Here is a 21,233-nt window from a genome sequence, read left to right as displayed (position 1 = left end):
CCCTGAGGTTATGGCATGGCGGACCTTACGGACCGTTAACCCGGACAACCTTGGCGAGAATTAGAGCTAGGGATTTTAAGGTGCTGATTGAAAAAGCTTTTCGTCAGTCCGGGAGCGCCGGTTCGTCGCCCGGCCGCAGCCTGCGCCACTCCGCGCCCAGTTGGTGTCTGAACCATGTCGACTGACGCTTGGCATACTGCCGGGTCGCGATCTTGGCGCGTTCGATGGCTTCAGGAAAACCCGACTGGCCGGCCATTGCCGCCTGGAGCTCGCGCACGCCGATCGCTTTCATCGCCGGCAGGTCCGGGTCGAGGCCGAGCGCGATGAGCTGGCGCACTTCGTCGAGTGCGCCCTTGTCGAGCATCTGGTCGAAACGCGCCTCGATGCGCCGCACCAACTGCTCCCGGTCCGGCTCGATCACCAGGAAGCGAGCGCTGTCGCGATCGATCAGCGGGCGGCCGCGCGCCGCCTGCCATTCCAGGATCGAGCGCCCCGAAGTGTCGAGCACTTCGAGCGCCCGCACGATACGCTGGCCGTCGGTCGGCCTGAGCTGCATGGCGACAGTCGAATCCTCGCGCATGAGCAGGCGATGCAGCCTTTCGGCCCCTTGTTCCTTGAGCTCGTAGCGCCAGCGCTCGCGCACGGAGGCAGGGATATCCGGCATATCCGAGATGCCTTCGGCCAGCGCGCGGAAATAGAGCCCGGTGCCGCCGACGAAAACGGCCGGTCGGCCCGACAGCAGGCCGTCTTCCATCAGCTTCGTCACGTCGCGTAGCCAGGCGCCGGTGGAATAGGCCGTAGAGGGATGCACATGGCCGTAGAGGAAATGCGGAACGCGCGCCGTTTCGGCAGCGCTCGGTCGCGCCGTCAGGACATCGAGCACCGAATAGCCCTGCATGGAATCGGTGTTGACGATGACGCCGCCATCGCGTTCGGCGAGATCGAGCGCCAGCGACGACTTGCCGCTGGCTGTCGGCCCGGCTATCAGGATCGCGTTCTTGACGCGGCCTTCGCCCGCCTGCCTGCCGGAATTCTCAATGCCGCTGATCGCCACGCTAGTTTCCCGTCCAGAAGCCCGCGCCGTGCCGGCCTCGCTTGCGAATATGGCCTTGCGGGCCGCCGGCGCAAGCGCCGTTCATTGGCTGGCTGAGGACATTGCCTGCGATCTCGTTTTGCCGCGGACGCCCGATATCGGCGAGATGACCGCCAATCTGCGCGCCGCCTTGGCTTCCGAGCCGGTCGACGTCATCGTCCAGCCCGCCGAAACCAGGCGCAAGAAGATCCTGCTTGCCGATATGGATTCGACCATGATCGACCAGGAATGCATCGACGAGCTTGCCGACGAAATCGGCGTCAAGGACCATGTGGCGGCGATCACCGCGCGCTCGATGAATGGCGAGATCGCTTTCGAGCCGGCCTTGCGCGAGCGGGTGGCCTTGCTCAAAGGCCTCGACACAGCCGTGGTCGATCGCATCATCGCCAACCGGCTGACGCTCGCCGCCGGCGGCCGTGCCCTGGTGCAAACGATGCGCGCCAATGGCGCCTGGACGGCGCTGGTCTCCGGCGGCTTCGACGTCTTCACCAGCCGCATCGCCGCCATGCTGGGTTTCCAGGAGAACCAGGCCAACCGCCTGATCGAGGACGGCGGCGCATTCACCGGCATGGTGGCCGAGCCGATCCTCGGCCGCGCCGCCAAGGCCGAAGCGCTGCTCGACATCGCCAAGAGGCTCGGGCTGACGACCGAGGACGCCATCGCGGTCGGCGACGGCGCCAACGATCTCGATATGATCCGTCTCGCCGGCACCGGCGTCGCGCTTCACGCCAAGCCGGCGGTGGCGGAGCAGGCCCGCATCCGCATCGATCATGGCGATCTGACCGCGCTGCTCTATCTGCAGGGCTATCGCCGGGAGGAGTTCGTCTCGTGAGGTCGCTCGAATGAAGCCGATCCGCACCGAGCGCCTGATCCTGCGCAATTGGGAGGAGCGCGACCGCGAATTGTTCCATCGCATCAACTCGGATGAACGTGTGATGGAATTCTTCCCGTTCCGCCGCGACCGCGCAACTGCGGACGCCAAGATGGACGAGGTCCGCGCCTGGATCGATGAGGATGGCTACGGCTTCGCGGCGGCCGAGATTGCTGCGACCGGCGAATGCATCGGCTTCGTCGGATTATCCGGAACGGAAGACATCGACGTGCTGGCCCCCGGCACCATCGAGATCGGTTGGCGGCTGGCGCCGGAATTCTGGGGCAAGGGCTATGTCACCGAGGCATCTGAAGCCTGGCTCGCATTCGGCTTCGAAACGCTTGCCGTCGACGAAATCGTCTCCTTCGCGGTCGCCGATAATCATCGTTCGATCGCCGTCATGAAGCGGCTCGGCATGCGAGCCGATCCGGGTGCCGATTTCGACCACCCCGCCGTCCCCGACAGCCACCCGCATCTCAAGCGCCATGTCATGTATCGGCTGTCGCGGGAGGATTGGCAGGCACGAAAAGGGTGGCTCGCTAGAGCAATTCCAGGAAAAGTGTAAGCGGTTTTCCGTCCGGAATTGCGTAAAAACAAAGAGATAGGGCGTTTCACCGGTTCCGTGAAACGGTGAAACGCCCTAGCCGCCCTATTCACTGAACCATCGATCGGCGATGGACGATCCGGACTCAATCCATCCGGATCGTCACGAAGCGCAGTTCGCCGGTCTTCGAGGCCAGCATCAAAAGCGCGTTCTTGCGGCCCTGCTCCTTCAGCGCGCCGATCCGGTCCATCACGTCCTTCGGCGTGCCGACCGATTCCTGCGCGATCTCGGTGATCACCTCGCCGGGCTGGATGCCACGCTCGGCCGCGGCCGAATCCTTGGCGACATCGGTGACGACCACGCCGGACACATCCGCCGCGATGCCGAACTTCTGCCGCGTCTGGTCGTTGAGCTCGCCGATCGTCATGCCGAGCACCGAAGCCGTCGATACCGGAGGCGTTGCCTTGTCGCCCTTGTCCTGGTCAGTGTTGCCGTTCTCGCCGCTGGCGAGCTTCTCACCGTCCTCGAGCCGGCCGAGCGTCACCTTGACGGTCTGCTCGACGCCCTTGCGCACGATGACGACGTCGACCGCCTTGCCGACCGGGCTTTCGGCAACGACGCGCGGCAGGTCGCGCATTTCGTGGATGTCCTTGCCGTCGAATTTGATGATGACGTCGCCGGCCTGCACCGTACCGTTGTCGACCGGCCCGCCCTTGATGACGCCGGCCACCAGCGCGCCCTTGGCGGTCGCCATGCCGAGGCTTTCGGCGATGTCGTCGGTCACCGGCTGGATGCGCACGCCAAGCCAGCCGCGCCGCGTCTCGCCATACTGGCGAAGCTGGTCGACGACGCCGGCGGCAAGCTGCGAGGGGATGGAGAAACCGATGCCGATCGAGCCACCCGACGGCGAGATGATCGCCGTGTTGATGCCGATGACTTCGCCTTGGGCGTTGAACAGCGGGCCGCCTGAATTGCCGCGGTTGATGGCGGCGTCGGTCTGAATGAAGTCGTCATAGGGGCCGGAATTGATGTCGCGGTTGCGCGCCGAGACGATGCCGACCGTAACCGTGCCGCCGAGGCCAAACGGATTGCCGATCGCCATCACCCAGTCGCCGACGCGCATCTTGGTGGAATCGCCGAATTTCACCGCCGTCAGCTTGTGGCCTTTCGGATCGACCTTCAGCACCGCGACGTCGGTCTTGGTGTCGGTGCCTACCAGCTTCGCCTTCAACGTAATGCCGTCGGAGAAATTGACCTCGATATCGTCCGCGTCAGCGATGACGTGGTTGTTGGTCACCACGATGCCTTGCTCCGCGTCGATGACGAAGCCGGAGCCGAGCGACTGCACTTTCTGGGCGGCACCGCCCTTGTCGCCGCCACGGTTCTTGAAGAAATCGTCGAAGAAGTCCTGGAACGGCGAGCCCTCGGGCAGTTGCGGCATCGGCACCGCGCCCGGCCCTTCCGTGCCTTTGACCGTCTGCGAGGTCGAGATGTTGACCACCGCGCCGAGCAGACGCTCGGCCAGATCGGCGACCGAAGGCGGTCCGTCGGAGGCGATCGTCGGCGTGACGAAGGACGGAACGGCAACAATGCCAACCACGAATGCCGTGGCGCCGGCGAAGAAGGTGCGGCGCGCCGCGCGCAACAGGGTGTCGGATATCATCGTGGCCTCCCGGCGTTTTCAGAAAAGGAAAGGCGCTTACGCAAAGACGCCTGTCCCGTTCATGTTGGCAAGAAATACGGCACGTTTGCGGCTACAGCTATCGACCAAGGATAAATCGTCAATCGCTTCGGCACCAAGGAATTCTTCAGCCGCGGACCAGCCAGACGATGGCAACGCCGACGGCGATCGCCACCAGCCCGCCGATCCGCAGCACATTTTCCGGCACCGACAAAACCTCTGTGGCGAGCTTCCGGGCCAAAGCCGGAAACCCTCCATAGACCAGCCCTTCGATCACGAGGACCAGGCCGATTGCCGCCACAAAATCCTGCACCGCCCGCTACTGGGCGGTGCTGGGTTGCGCGGCCGGAGCGGCTGGCGCCGCCAGCTGCCCGGGCTGAGGCTTGCTGTCCGGATCGCGGAAGTAGCGGAAGAACTCGGACTCGGGCGAGAGCACCATCGTCGTTCCGGTGCTGTCCAGCGCCGTGCCGTAGGCGTTCATCGAGCGATAGAAATCGAAGAAGGCCGGATCGCGCTTATAGGCGTCGGCGAAGGTCGCGCTGCGCTGCGCCTCGCCCTCGCCGCGCAGGATTTCCGATTCCTTTTGCGCCTCGGCGACGATCTCGACGACCTCGCGGTCGGCTCGTGCTCGGATGCGCTGCGCCGCCTCGTTGCCGCGGGCTCTCAGACGCTCGGCTTCCGCCAGGCGCTCGGCCTTCATGCGGTCATAGGTCTGCTGCGAGACCTCCGCCGTCAGATCCGTCCGGCGGATGCGCACGTCCTCGATGTCGAGGCCGAGCGAGGTCGCATCGGGGCGAAGCTGGTCGCGCACCTCGCGCATCATGACGCCGCGTTCCTCGGAGAGCGCGGCCTCGAAGTCGCGCAGGCCGTAGACACGGCGCAGCGCCGCATCGAGACGCGTCCTTAGCCGAGCTTCGGCCAGTTCGACCTGACCGGATACTGCCGCGCGGAAGGTGCGCGGATCCGAAATGCGGTAGGCGATGAAGGCATCCACCTCGTAGAACTTGCCGCCCGAGACTTGGACGCGGATGTTGTCGAGGTCGAAGCGCATCACCCGCTTCTCGACCATTTGCACGCTGTCGGCATCGAAGAAGGCGAACGGCGCCTTGAAGTAGATGCCGGGCTCGTTCTTGACGTCGATGATCTCGCCGAACCTGAGCACGATCGCCTGCTGGCCGGCACTGACCACGAACACCGAGGAGTAGAGCAAGAACAGAAGGACTGCCGCGATGACGGCGATGATGGGAAGACGGTTGGCCATCACTGGTTACCTCCCGTCGTGCCGCCGCCCAGGGCCGGCGCCGGCTGCGCTTTCGGCTGCAATGCCGGCAGCGGCAGGTAAGGCAGCACGCCCTGACCGTTGCCTTGCTCGACGACGACCTTGTTCGAGTTCTTCAGGATCTTCTCCATGGTTTCGAGATAGAGACGCTTGCGCGTGACGTCGGGCGCCTTGGCGTATTCGCTGTAGACGGAGATGAAGCGCTGCGCCTCGCCTTCCGCCTCCTGCACGACGCGGTTCTTGTAGGCCGCCGCATCCTCGCGGACCTGCGCCGCCTGGCCGCGTGCCTGGCCGAGCTTCTGGTTGGAATACTGGTTGGCCTGCTCGACGAACTTGTCCTCGTCCTGCTCGGCGCGCTGCACCTCGTCGAAAGCGTCGGCCACCTCACGCGGTGGTGCTGCATCCTCGATCGAGACCGCGTTGACCTGCAGACCGGTCTTGTAGCCGTCGAGCGTGCCCTGGATGATCTCGCGCACCCCGGTTGCGATCCCCTGGCGGTCGTCGCGGAAGATGTCCTGCGCCGGACGCCGACCGACGACTTCGCGCATGGCGCTTTCGGCGACCTGGGCCAGCATGCCGTCGGGATCGGAAACGTTGAACAGATAGGCCTTGGGATCGGACACCTGGTAGGCGACCGAGAACTGTACGTTGACGATATTCTGATCGCCGGAGAGCATCAGCCCGGAGCCGCTGCTCGAGCCACCGCCGACGCTGACGAGCTGCTCGGATATCTTGGCCGTTTCGACCGTCTCGATCGGCCACCAGTGGAAATGCAGGCCAGGCTGCGAAAGCTCTGCTTTCGGCTGGCCGAAGCGCAATTCGACCGCAACCTCGTCGGGCTGCACGGTGTAGATCGCCTTGAAGGCCCATAGCACGACGAGGGCCAGCGCGATCAGCCCGAGCACGGCCGGGCTGGTGCCGCCGCCGCCCGGAAGCGCGCGCCGCAGCCTGTCCTGGCCGCGGCGGATGATATCCTCAAGATCGGGAGGCGAGCCTTGCGGGCCGCTCGGCCCTTTCGGTCCCTGCCCCCAGGGCCCCTGATTGCCGCCGCCGCCCCATGGGCCGCCGCCGCCGCTCTTGTCGTTCCAGGGCATGAATGTCCTTTCGCTCCGGTTCCCTCAGGCCTTGCGGCGCAATCCTAGCGCATGACCCTGAAAACCCATATCGGTTTTCGAAAAGGGAATCATGCGCCAAAATCAAAGTATTACGGCGGCCTCCTGTGCGTCCGGTTGGACGCGAGCCGCTGCAACACTGTTCTTCTATAGGGACGCCTTGACCCGCTTTCAACGCGATGCGCCATCGTCACCGTGCGATTTGGATCGGTAGCGACCCTTTGTCGTCGTCAACGATCGTCGCGTCGGCGCTCGTAAACCGTATAACGCGTGGCGTGGCTGTCCTTCTCGCCGGCGGGAAAACCCTCGGCGCTGACGACTTGCCAGGTGTTCGGGTCGATCGGCGGGAAATGCGCGTCGCCATCGACGCTGGCCAGCACATGCGTCACATGCAGCCGGTCTGCGAGCGGCAAGGCCTGGGCATAGATCTCGCCGCCACCGACCACGCAGATCTCCCGTGCTCCCGCCATGCAGCGGCCGCGAACCTTGGCCAGCGCGATCGCGTCATCCAGCGAGTGGGCCACTTCTATGCCCTCGGCACGCCAGGTCTTGTCGCGCGTCACCACGATGTTGAGACGACCGGGCAGCGGCCGGCCGATGCCTTCATAGGTCTTGCGGCCCATGACGATCGGCTTGCCCATCGTGTCGGCCTTGAAGCGCTTGAGATCGGTGGAAAGCCGCCACGGCAGGCCACCTTGGCGGCCGATCACGCCGTTTTCGGCAATGGCGACATAGATGGCGACGTCCATCAGTTGGCGTCTCCACCATTGTTGTCCGAAGGCTCCAGCAGCAGAATGTCGATGTCGTGCTCGGGATAAAAATCCTTGGCCGTCACCTCGAACGTGGTGGCGCCGACTTTTTTGACATTGTCACCGCAGAAGGAAACCAGGCTGTTGGGGTTGCCCTTGTCGATGGTCAGCTTGAAATTGCCGATCGTCCCGGCCGCCCAGTTGCCGCCGGTGGTCAGGATATAGGCGATGCGGCTCTCGTAATATTTCGGATAGCCGTCCGGATTTGCCTTGGCCGCCTTGCGCACCGCGTTGTCGAACGTCTCGTCCATGCAATAGCGGGTCTTGTAGGTATCGTATTGCGGGCTCTGGAACTGGCCGTCGGAGAAGAAGCTGACCGAAGAGGTGCCGCCGACGCTCGGCTTGTAGCGGTGCGAAACGTGGACCTCCTTCTTGGCCGGGAAGGTCGAGCGCCACCAATAGGTCGAGCGCAACTGCCAGAACGGCGAGTATCCGGGGTTCAGGCCGGATCCGTTATCCGCTTCCGGGTCCTCGATGATGATGCCGCGGTTTTCCCAGTCCTGAGCGACCTCTTTCGGCAGTTTCGCCAAAGCCGCCTTGGCGGCATCGCCGAACGGGTTGAACGGCACATTCTGCGCTTTCAGGTCGGCGCTGATGTCGATACCCAGCGCGAAAACCTTCTGTTCGAGCTGCGGTTTGGCCGCGACGCCATCGATCGTCACCTCGAAACCGAGGAAATTGTCGCTCTGGTTTTCCGGGATAGCCGGCATCTCTTCGGGATCGCCCGAAATGTCGGGCATCGGGAAGGCGACAATCGCGTCGACATCCTTGTCGGTGTTGTTGCGGAAGACATAGTCAACCGTCACCTTCTCCGGCGAGATGAAGAGATCCTCGCTTTGCATGGCGACAGCATCGCTGCGCGACAGGATCAGCCCGCCGGTGCCAAGCTCGGCCACGGAATCATTGGCGAAGGCCGGAGCGGCGATGACTGCCAGCGCTGCGGTCAGTGCGGTGCGTAACATGGAGCCCTCCTCTGTGCCGCGATACCGGAACCAGCCGGATGCGCGCTCCCATCTAGCCGTTTAAAGACGGCGTTTCAAAGCCCTTCATCACCGGATACGGGTACTTCTGGACACCGCGCCGCCGATCGGGCAGGAGAGCGCCATGCGCAAGCTTCTCGTCATCGGCATCGGCGCCGGCAACCCCGACCACATGACGGTTCAGGCCATCGATGGCCTGAACCGCGCCGACGTGCTGTTCATTCCCGACAAGGGAGCGAAGAAGAACGATCTTGCCGATTTGCGCCGCCAGATCTGCGACCGCTTCGTCACCAATCCGAAATCGCGCCGCGTCGAGTTCGATGTGCCGGTTCGGGCCGAGCCGACATCGTCTTACCGGATAACCGTCGACGACTGGCACGAGGCGATCGCCGAAATCTACGAGACCTTGATCCGCGACGAGCTTGCCGAAGACGGCTGCGGTGCGTTCCTGATCTGGGGCGATCCGTCGCTCTATGACAGCGCGCTGCGTATCCTCGAGCGTGTGCGCCTGAGGGGCAATGTCGGTTTCGAGCTCGAAGTCATCCCCGGCATCACCGCGATCCAGGCGCTGGCCGCCGCCCACGCGACCGCGCTCAACCGCATCGGCGATTCGATCCTGGTCACCACCGGCCGGCGGCTGACCGAGGAAGGCCTGGCGGCCAATGCCGGCTCGACGGTGGTCATGCTCGACGGCAAATGCGCCTTCAACACGCTGGCCGACCAGGATGTCCTTATCCAGTGGGGCGCCTATCTCGGCACACCCGACGAGATCGTCATCTCCGGTCGCCTGGGGGACGTAGGGGCCGAAATCGAGAAAGTCCGCGAGGAAGCCCGGCTAAAGAAGGGCTGGATCATGGACACTTATCTGCTGAGGAAGGCGGAGTGAGTAGCGAGTAGTGAGTAGTGAGAGCACCGCAAGCTTGTGACGCCCACTATTCACTATTCACTATTCACTATTCACTACCCAGCATCGATCTCCGACTGCAGCGCCTGCATATGCACCGCCGCCGCCGAAGCCGCCGCGCGCTCTATAGCGCGAAACCGGCTGACGACCGCCAAACCCACCGATGTCAGTTGCGCGCCGCCGCCTTTGCGGCCGCCGGTCTGCGCCGCGACCAGCGGCTTGCCGAACACGCGGTTCATGTCTTCGACCAGGTCCCAGGCATGCTTGTAGGACATCTCCATGCCGCGCGCCGCGGCCGAGATCGAGCCGAAGGCGGCAATCTGCTCCAGGAGTTCGATCTTGCCCGGGCCGATCCGGCCGTCGGGGTCGAGATTTATCCGCAGGCTGAGCGACGGCATGTCCTGTCCTCCGCAATCATGTCGAGGTTAGCCCTTTTGCGGCCAAAGCGCTATTCCAAAGCAACATAGCGACATACGCATCCGTCATCCATCGGCCTCCGCCGGCAGTCCCACGCCTGTCGTCGCGCTGTCGAAGCTCACCGTCTTGATCACCGCGAAGACCTTGTGGCCAAGCGCAAGGCGCAGGGTTTGCTTTGACTGTTCGGTGATGCGCGCCAGCACGGTCGCGCCATTGCAATCGATGGCGATTTCCACCGTAGGCCCGATACCCGGCCTGACGGCGGAAATCGTTCCCGACAAAATGTTGAGCGCGCTGAGGCCTGTCGGCTGCTCGGTCGCAACCATGACGTCGCGGGCCCGGACGCGCAGCCGCACCGAAGCTCCGACCGGATGCGCAAGGCGCGGCACGCGGATTTCGCCGGCCTGCGAGCCAAGCACCGTCATGCCGAAGGCCTCATCGTGGCGCATGACCTTTGTGTCGAGCACGGCACCACCCTCGCCGCGCTCCTCCGCCGGCAACAGGTCGAGCCGCTGCATGATTGCCACCGTCGGGCCCGAGGCCGCGACCTTGCCTTGCGAAAGCACCACGACGTCGCTTGCCAGCCGCGCCACCTCGGCGACGGAATGGCTGACATAGCCGATCGGGATATTCGTCTCGTCGCGCAACCGCTCGATATAGGGCAGGATCTCGGCCTTGCGCGCCTCGTCGAGCGAGGCGAGCGGCTCGTCCATCAGAAGCAGCTTCGGACTGGCAAGCAGCGCGCGGCCGATCGCGACGCGCTGTTTTTCGCCGCCCGACAGTTTCGCCGGCCGCCGGTCGAGCAGGTGACCGATGCCGAGCAGGTCGACCACCGCATCCATCTTGGCGTAGCGTTCGGAGGCCGGCGTGAACCAGCGGCCGTAGCGCAGATTGCCGGCAACGCTCATATGCGGGAACAGCCGCGCATCCTGGAACACCATGCCGATGCGCCGCTTGTGCATGGGCACGAAGATCCGCGCGGCGGTGTCGACCAGCACGTTGCCGTCGACAGAGATGCGGCCCTTGTCCGGACGGATCAGGCCCGCGATCAGGTTGATCAGCGTCGACTTGCCCGAGCCGGACGGCCCGAACAGCGCAGTCAGCCGGCCGGCGCTCTCGAAACGCGCTTCCACGGCGAAATCGCCAAGGCGATGGCTGATGTCGACCGAGAGCGTCATTCGATGTCCATCCGCCGGCCGACCCGCCGCGCCAGCACTTCCGAGGCAACCAGCGCAACCATCGAGATGACGATCGAGATCAGCGTCAGCCTCAGCGCGCCTTCATCGCCGCCGGGCACCTGCGTGAAGGTGTAGATCGCCGAGGGCAGCGTCTGCGTCTCGTTGGGGATGTTGGAGACGAAGGTGATGGTGGCGCCGAATTCGCCCATCGCCTTGGCGAAGGAAAGGATCGCGCCCGCGATCAGGCCGGGCAGGATCAGCGGCAGCGTGATGGTGGCGAACACCCAGAGCGGATTGGCGCCCAACGTGCCGGCCGCCGCCTCGATTCTGCGGTCGACAGCCTCGATCGAGAGCCGGATGGCCCGCACCATCAGCGGAAAGCCCATGATCCCGCAAGCCAATGCCGCGCCAGTCCAGCGGAACGAAAAGACGATGCCGAAATGCTCGGCAAGGAAGGCGCCGGCCGGCCCGCGCCGGCCGAAGGTGAGCAACAGCAGATAGCCGGTCACCACCGGCGGCAGGATCAGCGGCAGGTGCACCAGCCCGTTGAGCAGGGTCTTGCCCCAGAAACGCCCCCGCGCCAGCAGGAGCGCGATCAAGATGCCTGGCGGCAGGCTGGCGATCATCGCCACCGTCGCCACCTTGATGGACAGCCGGACCGCATTCCATTCGTCGGGAGTGAGGTCCAGCAGCCAGTTCATGGTAGCGTTGCGCGGTCTTTCTCAGTTGCTGGGCGCGAGCACCGTGAAACCCTGCTCCTTGAAGAGCTCGGCGGCCTTGGCCGACTCGACGCATTTCAGGAAGGCAGCCGTGTCCTTGTCCTTCGAATCCGCGGTCTGGGCAATCGGGTAGATGATCGGCGGATGCGAATCTTCCGGGAAGGTGCCGACGACCTTGACGCCCTTTTCGGCATGCGCGTCGGTGGCGTAGACGATGCCCAGCGCCGCCTCGCCCGTCGAGACCAGCTTGAGTGCCGCACGCACATTCTCGGCCTGCGCGACCTTGCCCTCGACCGACGACCAGACGCCCAGCGATTCCAGCGCCGCCTTGCCGTATTTGCCGGCGGGCACGGCCTTGAAATCGCCCATGGCAAGCTTGCCGTCGCCGATCAGCCTGGCGAGGTCGAAGCCCTTCTCGATCTTGGTCTCAACCGTGGAATCCTTGGGCGCCACCAGCACGATCTGATTGCCGAGCAGCTTCACTTCGGTATCCGGCTTGGTCAGCTTCTTGTCGGAGAGATACTTCATCCAGTCGAGGTCGGCAGAGACGAAGATGTCGGCCGGCGCGCCGCCTTCGATCTGCTTGGCGAGCGCCGAGCTCGCCGCGTAGGAAATGGTGGCGACCTCGCCGACTTCCGGCTCGCAGGCCCTGTTGACCGCGTCGAGCGCGTCCTTGAGGCTTGCCGCGGCAAACACGACCACCTTGGCGTCGGCATGGGCCGCCGGCACCGCGGCCATCAGCATTGCCGTAAAACCTCCAACAGCGATCGCCTTCAAACCAAAACCCTTGCGCGTCATGAAAATCTCTCCCTGGTTTCAAAATCCGTATGGCCCAAAGCCTCGGACCGATATATCCGCATGAACATAACAAGGGAAGGGTTTTCGCCTGCGATAGCATTGTGCGCCGTCGTGGTCTCAGCCTACGGTGAATGCGAAACGGAACGGCGAAGTTCAAAGGAGAGACGCATGAAGATCAGCGCCCGCAACATCCTCAAGGGCAAGGTGACCGAGATCGTCAAGGGAGCCACCACTTCGCATGTCAGGATCGACATCGGCGGCGGCGTCATCGTCACCTCCTCGATCACCAATGAAGCGGTCGCCGACCTCGCGCTCGAAAAAGGCAAGCAGGCCTATGCGGTGATCAAGGCCTCGGACGTCATGGTCGGCATCGACTGAGAGAGCTAGACGGCGATCGGCGCCTTGATGCTCGCATCCGCGAAGTAGTTTTCGAGGCGGAAATCCTCGAAGCGGAAGGCGAACAGGTCCTTCACCTCCGGATTGATCCACATCGTCGGCAAGGCCTTGGGCGTGCGCCGCATCTGCTCGCGCGCCTGCTCGAAATGGTTCGAATAAAGATGCGCATCGCCAAGCGTATGGACGAAGTCGCCGGGCTTCAGCCCGGTCACCTGCGCCACCATCATAGTGAGCAAGGCGTAGGACGCGATGTTGAATGGCACGCCGAGGAAGATGTCGGCCGAGCGCTGGTAAAGCTGGCACGAGAGCCGGCCTTCCGAAACATAGAACTGGAACAGGCAGTGGCAGGGCGGCAGCGCCATCGCCTCGACTTCGGCCGGATTCCAGGCCGAGACGATCAGCCGGCGCGAGTTAGGATTCCTGCGTATCTCCTTCAAAAGATTCGCGATCTGGTCGATCCCGCCGCCATGTCCATCCGGCCATGAGCGCCACTGCTTGCCATAGACCGGGCCGAGATCGCCATTCTCGTCGGCCCACTCGTCCCAGATGGAGACGCCGTTGTCGTTGAGATATCTGATGTTGGTGTCGCCGGCCAGGAACCACAAAAGCTCGTGGATGATCGACTTCAGATGCAGCTTCTTGGTGGTCGTGACCGGAAAGCCGCGCGAAAGATCGAAGCGCATCTGGTAGCCGAACACCGAGCGCGTGCCTGTTCCGGTACGGTCGCCGCGGTCGGCGCCGTTCTCCAGCACATGCTTCAACAGGTCGAGATATTGGCGCATCGGCTCTGCCTCGATTCGGGTAACAGGCAATCATACCCGACCGGCAGCCGGTCGAACACCGCAAAGCGGGCGGCAAATGTGGACCGCGCCGGAAATCCACGGTGCCGGCACGGTTTCGTGCCGACTGCCGGGTGGCCGTGCCTTACAGGGAGCCGAGTTTGCCGAGGTCCTTCGCGACCAGGTAATAGAAGGTCACGCGGCTCTTGGTGTTGTCGGCATGCATCGCCTTGCAGGTCTTCTCGATCGAGGCGTTGGCCTTGGCGGCATCCGCGATGCCGAGCTTCTTGCCGATCCAGTTCTCCCGCACGCGGTCGAGTTCCTTCGGGTCCGTGCAGGACACCAGCGAGGAATCGCGGTTCCTGAGCGCAATGCCCAGATGCTTGACGATCTTATCGACAGCGTCGGCGCTGGCGCCGGCATCGTATTTCTTCACATCCGCAAGATAGTCGGCCATCGAACTTCCCCTCGTCGGCGCCACGGATCCGGTCGATGAGGGTTGTGGCGCGCCGCGCAACCTGTGCGCTAGGTCAGAGACTCCTCACCGGGGAGCGAGATTTGATTGTGTGGGCGCGCAAGTCAACCCTTGGCTGTGCAGTTTGGCATAACCGGATAAGCACCGGTTTGGCCTTTCTTTTTCCGTTATCGATCCCTATATTCGCTTCGTCGGCTTGACCGACTATGGCGATAAACAGGCGATGAAATAAGCCGTTCGGACCCGGGGGCGGTACCCGGCGCCTCCACCAAAAACCGCTCTGGTTGACGGAGCGGCTTTTGCTGGGGGCGAAATAGGATCGACGAAGGTGTAAAGATCGTACTTTTGCCCGGCATTGTACCACCGTCATCGGGCTAAACTTATAGTTGCCAACGACAACTATGCGGAAGCTCGTCTCGCTGCTTAATGCGGCGCGAACGCTTCAAATCAAGTCCTAGCGGTTCGCACTTCTAGGCGGGGTTCGGAGGTACCTGGCAACAGAAACCTCCACTTTCCTCCCCCTTTTCTTCTCATTCGATCGAACGGCCAAGGCTCGTCCGGCGCTCGATGCGCGGCGCGCAGCCTTGCCGCTCATTCTCCAGGGACAAGCGATGCAAGACGATTGCGACCGATTTTTCGTGCTGACCGGCGGCCCCGGCTCGGGCAAGACCACCTTGGTCGAGGCACTGCGGGCCCAAGGCTTCGCCACGGCCCCTGAGGCTGGGCGCGGCATCATCCGCGACCAGATGGCCATCGGCGGCCCTGCCCTTCCCTGGCAAGACCGCACGCTCTTCGCCGAGCTGATGCTGTCGTGGGAGCTGCGTTCCTGGCACGCCGCACGTGCCGAACCGCCTGGCCCGATCTTCTTCGACCGCGGCGCGCCCGACACGATCGGCTATCTTAGGCTCTGCGGCCAGCCGGTGCCGGACCACATCACAAGCGCGGCTGAAAAATTCCGCTACGCGCGCCGCGTCTTCGTCGCGCCGCCCTGGCCGGAGATTTTCATCCAGGACGAAGAGCGCAAGCAGACGCTCGACGAGGCCGAGCGCACATTCCGCTCGGTGACGGGCGTCTATGCGGAGCTCGGTTACGAGCTGGTGCCCTTGCCTCTCGTGCCGGTCGGGGAACGGGTCCGTTTCGTCCTCGATCAAGCGGGCCTGCGAGGCACATGAAAAAGGCCGGGCAAACCCGGCCTTTCCTGTTTCGTCTGCGATTACCTATTCCGCCGGCGCTTCGGCCGCCTCGCGTGCGCGGCCGAGCGTCAGCTTGGCCAGCGTGAACGAGATCACTGCGCAGAGCGAGATGCCGGCCACCATCGGCAGCGGCGTGCCGTCGAAGAAGATGCCGGCGACGCCCATCGCCAGCGCGCCGATGGCGAAGTGCAGCGTGCCCATCAGCGCCGAGGCCGTGCCCGCGATCTCGCCATGCTCTTCCATCGCCAGCACCGAGGTGGTCGGGATGACGAGGCCAAGGAAGCCGTAGCCGACGAACAGCACCGCCGCCATCACGTCGAGCCGGTCGACACCGGAGGCCATGATGGCGAACAGCGCCACCATCACCGTGGCATAGCCGGTGACCGCCACCCAGACGACGCGCTTCAACCCGAAGCGGTCGGCCAGCATCCCGGTCAGCTGCGACATGCCGATGAAGGCGACCGCGTTGATCGAGAAGAACACGCTGTAGACCGACGGCGACAGGCCGTAATGGTCGATCAGGATGAAGGACGAGCTCGACAGATAGACGAAGAAGCTCGCAATGCCGAAGCCCGCGATCGCCACGAGGCCGAGGAAGTTGCGATCGCCCATCAGGTAGCGATAGCCGGCAAGTGCCGTGCCGAAGGACGAGCCGGCGCGCTCCTCGACCGGCCGCGTCTCCTTGAGCGAGGTGGCGAGCAGGATGGTGGCCAGGGCGGCCGCGCCCGTCACCGTCCAGAACACGGCGCGCCAGCCAAAACTCTCGATGATCTGGCTGCCAGTCAGCGGCGCCAGGATCGGCGACACCGAGAACACCAGCATCAAGAGCGACATCAGCTTGGCGGCCTCGTTGCCGGTGTGCAGGTCGCGCACGATGGCACGCGGCACCGCCATGCCGGCGCTGGCGCCAAGCCCTTGCAGGAAGCGGAAAGCGATCAGCCACTCGATGGTCGGCGCCATCGCAGAGCCGACGCCGCCGACCATGAACAGCGCGAGACCGGCATAAAGCGGCGTCTTGCGGCCGACCATGTCGGAGATCGGGCCGACGACGATCTGCCCGAAACCCATCGACAGGAAGAAGATCAGCAGGCTCATCTGCACGGCGGCTGTGCCGGCATGCAGGTCCTGGCCGATCGACGGCAGCGCGGGGAGATACATATCGATCGCAAACGGGCCGATCGCGGACAACAAGCCGAGCACGACCGCGACGCGGAGGAATTTGGGACTCATGATAAAGGCTCTTTCAGATCTGGTTGCCGCCGAGAATACCGGCGTCTGAACCAAGGACGTTCCATCCCACGGGAAATCCGACATCCACGAGCGAACTTGTTCGTCTCGGCAGCTCGGACTCCCTTTGTTGTGTCCACAAATTTAGACAGGCTTGTCCAATTCGTCAATCACCGCTATATAGATTTTCATGAAGCACGGCGTTTCTCCTGACACTTTCCCGCCACGCAGCCACGAGGCCAAGCGCGTGTCGGTGGTGGATGCCGCCGCTTCCGTCTTTTGCCGGGAAGGCTATGCCGGCGCCAATATCGACCTGATCGCGGCCGAGGCCGGCGTTTCACGCCAGACCGTCTACAACCATCACGGCGACAAGGAAAAGCTCTTCGTTGCCGTCGTGCGCGACCTGACGGAGCGCTGCAACGCCGGCATCTTCGCCACATTCGCCACATTCCCCGACCAGCCTACGAACCTCGAAGCCGACCTGGTCGCCTTCGCCGTGCGCATGAACCGCAATTGCATCTGCAACCGCGACGGCCGTTTCCTGCGCAAGCTGATCCAGGCCGAAGGCGAGCGTTATCCGGAACTGTTTGCCGAATGGCGCGAACAAGGTCCGGGCCGCACCTGGTCGGCGCTTGCCGCGCGCTTTGCCCGGCTTGCCTTTGCCGGTCATCTGTCGATCGGCGACCCAGACGTCGCGGCGCGTCAGTTCCTCGCCCTCGTCAACGCCGAGCTTCAGATCACTTTCATGCTGGGCGGCGTGCCGACCGAGGAAGAGGTGCTGCGTTCCGCCACCAACGGCGTGCGGACCTTTCTTGGCGCCTTCGGCAGGAAGAAGTCGCCAGCCGGCAAACAGGCGGCGCTCGTTCACGCCTGAGCGATCAAATCGCCGACACCCCTCTTGGCCTCACGGCTTTGCGCCTATATGCGGTTTACGCCGCGCTCAAGCTTGATTACAGCTATGCGGACGATTCAACGGAACCCGACCATCAGATGGCCGACGACCACATCCGCTACGACATTCTGGCCCAGGAGGCTCTGCGCGGCGTCATGCGCAAGGTCCTGGCCGAGGTCGCGCGCACCGGCCTTCCGGGCAATCATCATTTCTTCATCACCTTCCTGACCGGCGCGCCGGGCGTGCGCATCTCGTCCAGGCTGCGCGAGCGCTATCCGGAGCAGATGACCATCGTCATCCAGTTCCAGTACTGGGACCTCAAGGTGACGGATGCCGGCTTCGAGGTCGGGCTTTCCTTCTCCGACGTGCCGGAAAAGCTCGAAATCCCCTTCTCCGCCGTGCGCGGCTTCTACGATCCGTCGGTCAATTTCGAGCTCGAATTCGACGTCAAGACGGAGAATGCGGAAGAAGAGGCGGCCGCTCCGGCACCCGAGCCGATCGCCGTCGTCCCCGAGAAGAAGGCGGAAACGAAGAAGAAGGCCGCCGAGGCCGAAAAGAAGCCGGCGGTCGCCGAAACCGGCGGCAAGGGCGCGGACGTCGTTTCGCTCGACGCCTTCCGCAAGAAGTAGCGCTGCGCCATGGGCGAGGTCGTCAATCTCCGCCAGGCCCGCAAGCATAAAGCGCGCATCGAGAAAGAACGCCAGGCGAGCGAGAACCGGGCACTGCACGGCCGCCCGAAGACGGAGCGCGAGCGTGACCGGCTCGCATCGGAAAAGGCCGAGAAATTCGTGGCCGGCCATCGCCGGGAAAAACCCGACGACCCCGGCGAGCGCTGAGTCCCTGCAATGGCCGCGGTCGAAAAACGTTCGGTAACGATCCGCGGTCACCGCACCAGCTTTTCCCTGGAACAACCCTTCTATGACGACCTCATCGCCATCGCTGCGCAGCGTTCGCTGTCGCTCGCGGCTCTGGTCGCGGAGATAGACGATACGCGCACCCGCGACGCGAACCTCTCATCCGCGCTGAGGCTCTATGTGCTGGCCTGGGCGAAGGGCGGCGCCGCCGCGCCCTAAGCCGGATCGCCGACGCTTTGCCCAGCCTTGCGCTTCGCGCCGAAGCTGAGCAATGCAGTGCGGTCGCGCTCCTCCGCCTGCTTTTTCGATCTCACCCGCATCATGTCTTTCCAGCCGATATAGCCGACGAGCCGTTCACCCTCGCGTGAGACCACAGGCAGATGCGACACATTGGCGGTGAGCAGCTTGTCGGAAAGCGCCTCCAGATATTCGTCCGGATAAGCGAGCGTGATCTTGCTGCCGGCGAGGAGTTCGCCGAGCGTCGCCTTGCGGTGCTTCCCGGCGCGCCGCCAGCGCAGGATCGCGGGCGGATCGATGACGCCGAGCACATGCCCCTCCCCATTGATAACCGGGAAGCTCGGGTGCCGCGTGTCCGGCGCGGTCAGGAAGGCTGCCGCGCCATGCAGCGTCATCGTCGATGGCACGCTCTCGACCTTGGTCGTCATCACCTCCTTGACCCTGGTCAGGGCGAAAGGATCGACACGATATTCGCGAACGAGGTGATGCCCGCGCCGCGCCACTTTCTCGGTCAAGATCGAGCGCTTCATCAACAGCACGGTGACCGCATGCGCGGTAGCGCAGGCGGCAATCAGCGGTACCAGAACATGCGTGTTGCCGGTAAGCTCGGTGGCAAAGAAGGTCGCGGTCAGCGGCGCGCGCATGGTGCCGCCCATGGTCGCGGCCATCGCCAACAGCGGCCAGAAGCCGGGGCTCGCCGCGGGCAGGATGCCCGAGAGCACCGCTCCCATCGCGCCGCCCATGATAAGCAGCGGCGCCAGCACGCCTCCCGAGGTCCCGGACCCCAGCGCAACCGACCAGATGACGGCCTTCACCACCAGAAGCAGCAGCGCGGCGGTCGCGACGGTGCGGCCGTCGAGCATGTTGGCGATGTTGTCGTAGCCGACGCCAAGCGCGTGCGGCTCGACAAGTCCGCCGATGCCGACCACCAGGCCGCCGATCATCGGCCACCACATCCAGTGTATCGGCAGCTTCAGGAAGGCGTCCTCGCAGGCATAGACCAATTGCGTCAGCAAGCCCGAAAGCAGCCCGGCGGCAATGCCGACCAGCACCCAGCCGCCCAATCCTGCGAGCGATGTCTCCATGGTGCCTGAGAACGGAAAGATCGGACCTGGCAAGTGCAGCAAGGTGCGCTCGACTTCCGCGACGATCGCGGCGACGGCGACAGGGATGAAGCTGCGCGGCGTCCATTCGAACAACAGTAGCTCGACCGCGAGCATGATGGCGGCGATCGGCGTCCCGAACACCGTCGTCATGCCGGCCGCAGCGCCCGCCACCAGCAGCGTCTTGCGCTCATTGTCGCTGACCGGCAGCATCTGCGCGATCAGCGAGCCGATGGCGCCGCCGGTCATGATGATCGGGCCTTCGGCGCCGAACGGTCCGCCCGAGCCGATCGAGATCGCCGACGACAGCGGCTTCAGCACCGCGACCTTGGCGTCGAGCCGCGAGCGCCCGAGAAGGATCGCCTCGATGGCTTCGGGAATGCCGTGGCCGCGGATCTTCTCGCTGCCGAAGCGCGCCATAAGGCCGATGATCAGCGCGCCGATCACCGGCACGATCACGGCGGCATAGCCCAGCGGCGAGTCCTCTAGCTTGAGTTCGGCCAGCGAGAACTGGCCGAAATAGGCGATGTTGGTGGCGAGCCGGATGAGCTTCAGGAGCACGATGCCGGCGAAGAGCCCGGCGGTCGCCACCACCACGGCGATTGCCGCGATGATCAGCACGCGCGGATCGGTCGTGAAGTCGCGAAGATGGCCGTTGCCGGCGTGAGCGGATTTCATTTCGGGAGCCTGAACTTTCTGGCGGCGCGAAGGCCGTCCGGTTTCAGGTGGGTTAATATCGTAATACGATATAAATCTTCAAGCCGTTTTCGATCCTTGCGCCGCGTCATTTTGGACAGGGATCGCGGCCGCCTGTTGAGCTTTTGCAGGAAAGGACCATAAGTCGGGGAATGACGCCGCCGAAACCACGCCCCGCCATCAGCCAGGCCGACTACCAGCGGCTCTCGCAGTTTCGCTACCTGATCCGCCGCTTTCTCGAATTCAGCCAGGTCCAAGCCAATGACGCAGGCCTCACGCCGCGCCAGCACCAGGCGCTGCTGGCGATCAAGGGATTTCCCGGCGGCGGACCGGTGGCGGTGGGCGATCTTGCCGAGCGGCTGCGCATCCGCCATCACAGCGCGGTCGAACTGGTCAACCGCCTTGCCGAGGCAGGCCTGGTCATACGCGATCAGGACAAGGGCGATCACCGCCGAGTCTTGCTGCAGCTCACCCCTCTGGCGGACGACCACCTTGCCGACTTGTCGGCCGCGCATCTCGACGAGCTTTCGCGCATCGAGCCGATGCTGCGGCGCCTGCTCTCGCGCCGGGAAGAATCCTGAGCGCTAAGATATTCGACCAGTTCCCCGATAAGGGATGAAAGGTTGCCGTTTGTCTTGGTGCAAGATTTTCCGTTCATGTCCGTGAAATCAGCACAAGCGCCGGGGATTGGTTGAAGCCGCCCCAACCTCGTCATTCTATGGCGGAGCAAGGAGCGAAGCGACGCGGCGCAGACCATAGAATCCATGCCGTGACTTGGAAGCGCCGCCACGGTGCTGAATTTTGCTCCGTTGCACGCCTTGGCGAAGGTAACGGCATGGATTCTAGGGTCTTCGCGACGGAGCTTCGCTCCTGCTCCGCCCTGGAATGACGATCGCGATGGACGTTTCGGCTAATCTCCAACGCATGCCACCTGCCAACGCAAACAGAGCCGACCGGTCAAATCCGTGTGCCGGGCAACTGGTCCGCCGCCCGCGC

General features: G+C 64.0%; 25 protein-coding genes and 1 other RNA gene. 11 read left to right on the top strand and 15 right to left on the bottom strand.

Translation table 11 applies throughout. The features are described from left to right. Positions 1–103: 103 nt before the first annotated feature. Positions 104–1,048 (bottom strand): tRNA (adenosine(37)-N6)-dimethylallyltransferase MiaA, encoded by a 945-nt coding sequence (gene miaA, locus RFM52_RS03660; protein ID WP_320295553.1) that lies wholly within the window; start codon positions 1,046–1,048, stop codon positions 104–106. Between miaA and serB the strand changes: the two genes are divergently transcribed. Next, the gene (gene serB, locus RFM52_RS03655; protein ID WP_320295182.1) at positions 1,038–1,925 is read left to right on the top strand and encodes a phosphoserine phosphatase SerB; all 888 of its coding nucleotides are present in this window, start codon (positions 1,038–1,040) and stop codon (positions 1,923–1,925) included. The genes miaA and serB overlap by 11 nt on opposite strands. A gap of 10 nt (positions 1,926–1,935) precedes the next feature. Continuing rightward, the gene (locus RFM52_RS03650) at positions 1,936–2,529 is read left to right on the top strand and encodes a GNAT family N-acetyltransferase (protein WP_320295181.1); all 594 of its coding nucleotides are present in this window, start codon (positions 1,936–1,938) and stop codon (positions 2,527–2,529) included. Between the two features lie 124 nt (positions 2,530–2,653). Here the strand turns inward: RFM52_RS03650 and RFM52_RS03645 are convergent, their stop codons facing one another. From RFM52_RS03645 to RFM52_RS03620, 6 genes are all read right to left on the bottom strand, one after another. Continuing rightward, positions 2,654–4,171, bottom strand: a complete 1,518-nt coding sequence (locus RFM52_RS03645) for a DegQ family serine endoprotease (RefSeq protein WP_320295180.1) — start codon at positions 4,169–4,171, stop codon at positions 2,654–2,656. A gap of 145 nt (positions 4,172–4,316) precedes the next feature. Next, complete coding sequence (locus tag RFM52_RS03640) at positions 4,317–4,502, bottom strand: DUF2065 domain-containing protein (RefSeq protein ID WP_320295179.1); 186 nt, start codon at positions 4,500–4,502, stop codon at positions 4,317–4,319. Positions 4,503–4,508: 6 nt separating this feature from the next. Beyond that, positions 4,509–5,450 (bottom strand): protease modulator HflC, encoded by a 942-nt coding sequence (gene hflC, locus RFM52_RS03635; RefSeq protein WP_320295178.1) that lies wholly within the window; start codon positions 5,448–5,450, stop codon positions 4,509–4,511. Continuing rightward, positions 5,450–6,562 (bottom strand): FtsH protease activity modulator HflK, encoded by a 1,113-nt coding sequence (gene hflK, locus RFM52_RS03630; protein ID WP_320295177.1) that lies wholly within the window; start codon positions 6,560–6,562, stop codon positions 5,450–5,452. The genes hflC and hflK overlap by 1 nt, the downstream gene beginning before the upstream one ends. A 248-nt stretch (positions 6,563–6,810) precedes the next feature. After that, positions 6,811–7,329 (bottom strand): dihydrofolate reductase, encoded by a 519-nt coding sequence (locus RFM52_RS03625; protein ID WP_320295176.1) that lies wholly within the window; start codon positions 7,327–7,329, stop codon positions 6,811–6,813. Next, complete coding sequence (locus tag RFM52_RS03620; RefSeq protein ID WP_320295175.1) at positions 7,329–8,351, bottom strand: DUF4424 domain-containing protein; 1,023 nt, start codon at positions 8,349–8,351, stop codon at positions 7,329–7,331. Before RFM52_RS03620 ends, RFM52_RS03625 begins: the two co-directional genes overlap by 1 nt. Before the next feature lie 142 nt (positions 8,352–8,493). Here RFM52_RS03620 and cobF point away from each other — a divergent pair, with 142 nt between their 5' ends. Next, positions 8,494–9,255, top strand: a complete 762-nt coding sequence (cobF, locus tag RFM52_RS03615; RefSeq protein WP_320295174.1) for a precorrin-6A synthase (deacetylating) — start codon at positions 8,494–8,496, stop codon at positions 9,253–9,255. A gap of 74 nt (positions 9,256–9,329) precedes the next feature. Here the strand turns inward: cobF and RFM52_RS03610 are convergent, their stop codons facing one another. The 4 genes from RFM52_RS03610 to modA all read right to left on the bottom strand — a co-directional run bounded on the left by RFM52_RS03610 (position 9,330) and on the right by modA (position 12,385). Continuing rightward, a complete protein-coding gene (locus RFM52_RS03610; RefSeq protein ID WP_320295173.1) occupies positions 9,330–9,671 on the bottom strand; it encodes a winged helix-turn-helix domain-containing protein in 342 nt (113 codons plus the stop codon). Positions 9,672–9,755: 84 nt separating this feature from the next. Next, complete coding sequence (gene modC, locus RFM52_RS03605) at positions 9,756–10,868, bottom strand: molybdenum ABC transporter ATP-binding protein (protein ID WP_320295172.1); 1,113 nt, start codon at positions 10,866–10,868, stop codon at positions 9,756–9,758. After that, complete coding sequence (gene modB, locus RFM52_RS03600; protein WP_320295171.1) at positions 10,865–11,569, bottom strand: molybdate ABC transporter permease subunit; 705 nt, start codon at positions 11,567–11,569, stop codon at positions 10,865–10,867. The genes modC and modB overlap by 4 nt, the downstream gene beginning before the upstream one ends. 21 nt (positions 11,570–11,590) lie before the next feature. Further along, entirely contained in the window at positions 11,591–12,385 is a 795-nt protein-coding gene (gene modA / locus RFM52_RS03595) for a molybdate ABC transporter substrate-binding protein (RefSeq protein ID WP_320295170.1), read from the bottom strand. Between the two features lie 168 nt (positions 12,386–12,553). Between modA and RFM52_RS03590 the strand changes: the two genes are divergently transcribed. After that, positions 12,554–12,763, top strand: a complete 210-nt coding sequence (locus RFM52_RS03590; protein WP_040995706.1) for a TOBE domain-containing protein — start codon at positions 12,554–12,556, stop codon at positions 12,761–12,763. A gap of 5 nt (positions 12,764–12,768) precedes the next feature. Here the strand turns inward: RFM52_RS03590 and RFM52_RS03585 are convergent, their stop codons facing one another. Both RFM52_RS03585 and RFM52_RS03580 read right to left on the bottom strand, forming a co-directional pair. Further along, a complete protein-coding gene (locus RFM52_RS03585) occupies positions 12,769–13,563 on the bottom strand; it encodes a thymidylate synthase (protein WP_320295169.1) in 795 nt (264 codons plus the stop codon). A gap of 142 nt (positions 13,564–13,705) precedes the next feature. Beyond that, positions 13,706–14,017, bottom strand: coding sequence for a DUF2853 family protein (locus RFM52_RS03580; RefSeq protein ID WP_140644165.1), 312 nt, complete (start codon positions 14,015–14,017; stop codon positions 13,706–13,708). 169 nt (positions 14,018–14,186) lie between these two features. Between RFM52_RS03580 and ssrA the strand changes: the two genes are divergently transcribed. After that, positions 14,187–14,547, top strand: a transfer-messenger RNA (tmRNA) gene (ssrA, locus tag RFM52_RS03575). Positions 14,548–14,646: 99 nt separating this feature from the next. After that, entirely contained in the window at positions 14,647–15,207 is a 561-nt protein-coding gene (locus RFM52_RS03570) for an AAA family ATPase (protein ID WP_320295168.1), read from the top strand. 45 nt (positions 15,208–15,252) lie between these two features. Here the strand turns inward: RFM52_RS03570 and RFM52_RS03565 are convergent, their stop codons facing one another. Further along, the gene (locus RFM52_RS03565) at positions 15,253–16,458 is read right to left on the bottom strand and encodes a multidrug effflux MFS transporter (RefSeq protein WP_320295167.1); all 1,206 of its coding nucleotides are present in this window, start codon (positions 16,456–16,458) and stop codon (positions 15,253–15,255) included. A 187-nt stretch (positions 16,459–16,645) separates the two neighbouring features. Between RFM52_RS03565 and RFM52_RS03560 the strand changes: the two genes are divergently transcribed. The 4 genes from RFM52_RS03560 (at position 16,646) to RFM52_RS03545 (ending at position 18,420) form a co-directional block, all read left to right on the top strand. Next, positions 16,646–17,329 carry a TetR/AcrR family transcriptional regulator gene (locus RFM52_RS03560; RefSeq protein ID WP_320295166.1) on the top strand — a complete coding sequence of 228 codons (684 nt, stop codon included), beginning with the start codon at positions 16,646–16,648 and terminating at the stop codon, positions 17,327–17,329. A gap of 116 nt (positions 17,330–17,445) precedes the next feature. Continuing rightward, the gene (locus RFM52_RS03555) at positions 17,446–17,976 is read left to right on the top strand and encodes an SspB family protein (protein WP_320295165.1); all 531 of its coding nucleotides are present in this window, start codon (positions 17,446–17,448) and stop codon (positions 17,974–17,976) included. 9 nt (positions 17,977–17,985) lie between these two features. Then, positions 17,986–18,183, top strand: coding sequence for a DUF4169 family protein (locus RFM52_RS03550; protein ID WP_320295164.1), 198 nt, complete (start codon positions 17,986–17,988; stop codon positions 18,181–18,183). Positions 18,184–18,192: 9 nt separating this feature from the next. After that, positions 18,193–18,420: a ribbon-helix-helix domain-containing protein gene (locus RFM52_RS03545; protein ID WP_320295163.1), complete on the top strand. Its 228-nt coding sequence runs from the start codon at positions 18,193–18,195 to the stop codon at positions 18,418–18,420. On the opposite strand, the gene RFM52_RS03540 is transcribed toward RFM52_RS03545, so the two are convergent. Continuing rightward, positions 18,417–20,219 (bottom strand): chloride channel protein, encoded by a 1,803-nt coding sequence (locus RFM52_RS03540; RefSeq protein WP_320295162.1) that lies wholly within the window; start codon positions 20,217–20,219, stop codon positions 18,417–18,419. The two genes, RFM52_RS03545 and RFM52_RS03540, sit on opposite strands and share 4 nt — an antisense overlap. A gap of 170 nt (positions 20,220–20,389) precedes the next feature. Between RFM52_RS03540 and RFM52_RS03535 the strand changes: the two genes are divergently transcribed. Continuing rightward, positions 20,390–20,818, top strand: a complete 429-nt coding sequence (locus RFM52_RS03535; protein ID WP_320295161.1) for a MarR family winged helix-turn-helix transcriptional regulator — start codon at positions 20,390–20,392, stop codon at positions 20,816–20,818. Positions 20,819–21,233: the final 415 nt, after the last annotated feature.

Origin of the sequence: Mesorhizobium humile (genome assembly GCF_033977215.1) — a bacterium.
GTDB classification, from domain to species: domain Bacteria; phylum Pseudomonadota; class Alphaproteobacteria; order Rhizobiales; family Rhizobiaceae; genus Mesorhizobium; species Mesorhizobium humile.
Note: the sequence above shows the minus strand (reverse complement) of the source record. Positions and strands in the feature narration are given on the sequence as shown.

Bases quoted from the DNA above. Each gene is read 5' to 3' on its own strand.
- serB (WP_320295182.1), top strand. From the start codon at position 1,038: ATGCCGCTGATCGCCACGCTAGTTTCCCGTCCAGAAGCCCGCGCCGTG.
- RFM52_RS03650 (WP_320295181.1), top strand. From the start codon at position 1,936: ATGAAGCCGATCCGCACCGAGCGCCTGATCCTGCGCAATTGGGAGGAG.
- RFM52_RS03645 (WP_320295180.1), bottom strand. From the start codon at position 4,171: ATGATATCCGACACCCTGTTGCGCGCGGCGCGCCGCACCTTCTTCGCC.
- hflC (WP_320295178.1), bottom strand. From the start codon at position 5,450: ATGGCCAACCGTCTTCCCATCATCGCCGTCATCGCGGCAGTCCTTCTG.
- hflK (WP_320295177.1), bottom strand. From the start codon at position 6,562: ATGCCCTGGAACGACAAGAGCGGCGGCGGCGGCCCATGGGGCGGCGGC.
- RFM52_RS03625 (WP_320295176.1), bottom strand. From the start codon at position 7,329: ATGGACGTCGCCATCTATGTCGCCATTGCCGAAAACGGCGTGATCGGC.
- RFM52_RS03620 (WP_320295175.1), bottom strand. From the start codon at position 8,351: ATGTTACGCACCGCACTGACCGCAGCGCTGGCAGTCATCGCCGCTCCG.
- cobF (WP_320295174.1), top strand. From the start codon at position 8,494: ATGCGCAAGCTTCTCGTCATCGGCATCGGCGCCGGCAACCCCGACCAC.
- RFM52_RS03610 (WP_320295173.1), bottom strand. From the start codon at position 9,671: ATGCCGTCGCTCAGCCTGCGGATAAATCTCGACCCCGACGGCCGGATC.
- modC (WP_320295172.1), bottom strand. From the start codon at position 10,868: ATGACGCTCTCGGTCGACATCAGCCATCGCCTTGGCGATTTCGCCGTG.
- modB (WP_320295171.1), bottom strand. From the start codon at position 11,569: ATGAACTGGCTGCTGGACCTCACTCCCGACGAATGGAATGCGGTCCGG.
- modA (WP_320295170.1), bottom strand. From the start codon at position 12,385: ATGACGCGCAAGGGTTTTGGTTTGAAGGCGATCGCTGTTGGAGGTTTT.
- RFM52_RS03590 (WP_040995706.1), top strand. From the start codon at position 12,554: ATGAAGATCAGCGCCCGCAACATCCTCAAGGGCAAGGTGACCGAGATC.
- RFM52_RS03585 (WP_320295169.1), bottom strand. From the start codon at position 13,563: ATGCGCCAATATCTCGACCTGTTGAAGCATGTGCTGGAGAACGGCGCC.
- RFM52_RS03580 (WP_140644165.1), bottom strand. From the start codon at position 14,017: ATGGCCGACTATCTTGCGGATGTGAAGAAATACGATGCCGGCGCCAGC.
- RFM52_RS03570 (WP_320295168.1), top strand. From the start codon at position 14,647: ATGCAAGACGATTGCGACCGATTTTTCGTGCTGACCGGCGGCCCCGGC.
- RFM52_RS03565 (WP_320295167.1), bottom strand. From the start codon at position 16,458: ATGAGTCCCAAATTCCTCCGCGTCGCGGTCGTGCTCGGCTTGTTGTCC.
- RFM52_RS03560 (WP_320295166.1), top strand. From the start codon at position 16,646: ATGAAGCACGGCGTTTCTCCTGACACTTTCCCGCCACGCAGCCACGAG.
- RFM52_RS03555 (WP_320295165.1), top strand. From the start codon at position 17,446: ATGGCCGACGACCACATCCGCTACGACATTCTGGCCCAGGAGGCTCTG.
- RFM52_RS03550 (WP_320295164.1), top strand. From the start codon at position 17,986: ATGGGCGAGGTCGTCAATCTCCGCCAGGCCCGCAAGCATAAAGCGCGC.
- RFM52_RS03545 (WP_320295163.1), top strand. From the start codon at position 18,193: ATGGCCGCGGTCGAAAAACGTTCGGTAACGATCCGCGGTCACCGCACC.
- RFM52_RS03540 (WP_320295162.1), bottom strand. From the start codon at position 20,219: ATGAAATCCGCTCACGCCGGCAACGGCCATCTTCGCGACTTCACGACC.
- RFM52_RS03535 (WP_320295161.1), top strand. From the start codon at position 20,390: ATGACGCCGCCGAAACCACGCCCCGCCATCAGCCAGGCCGACTACCAG.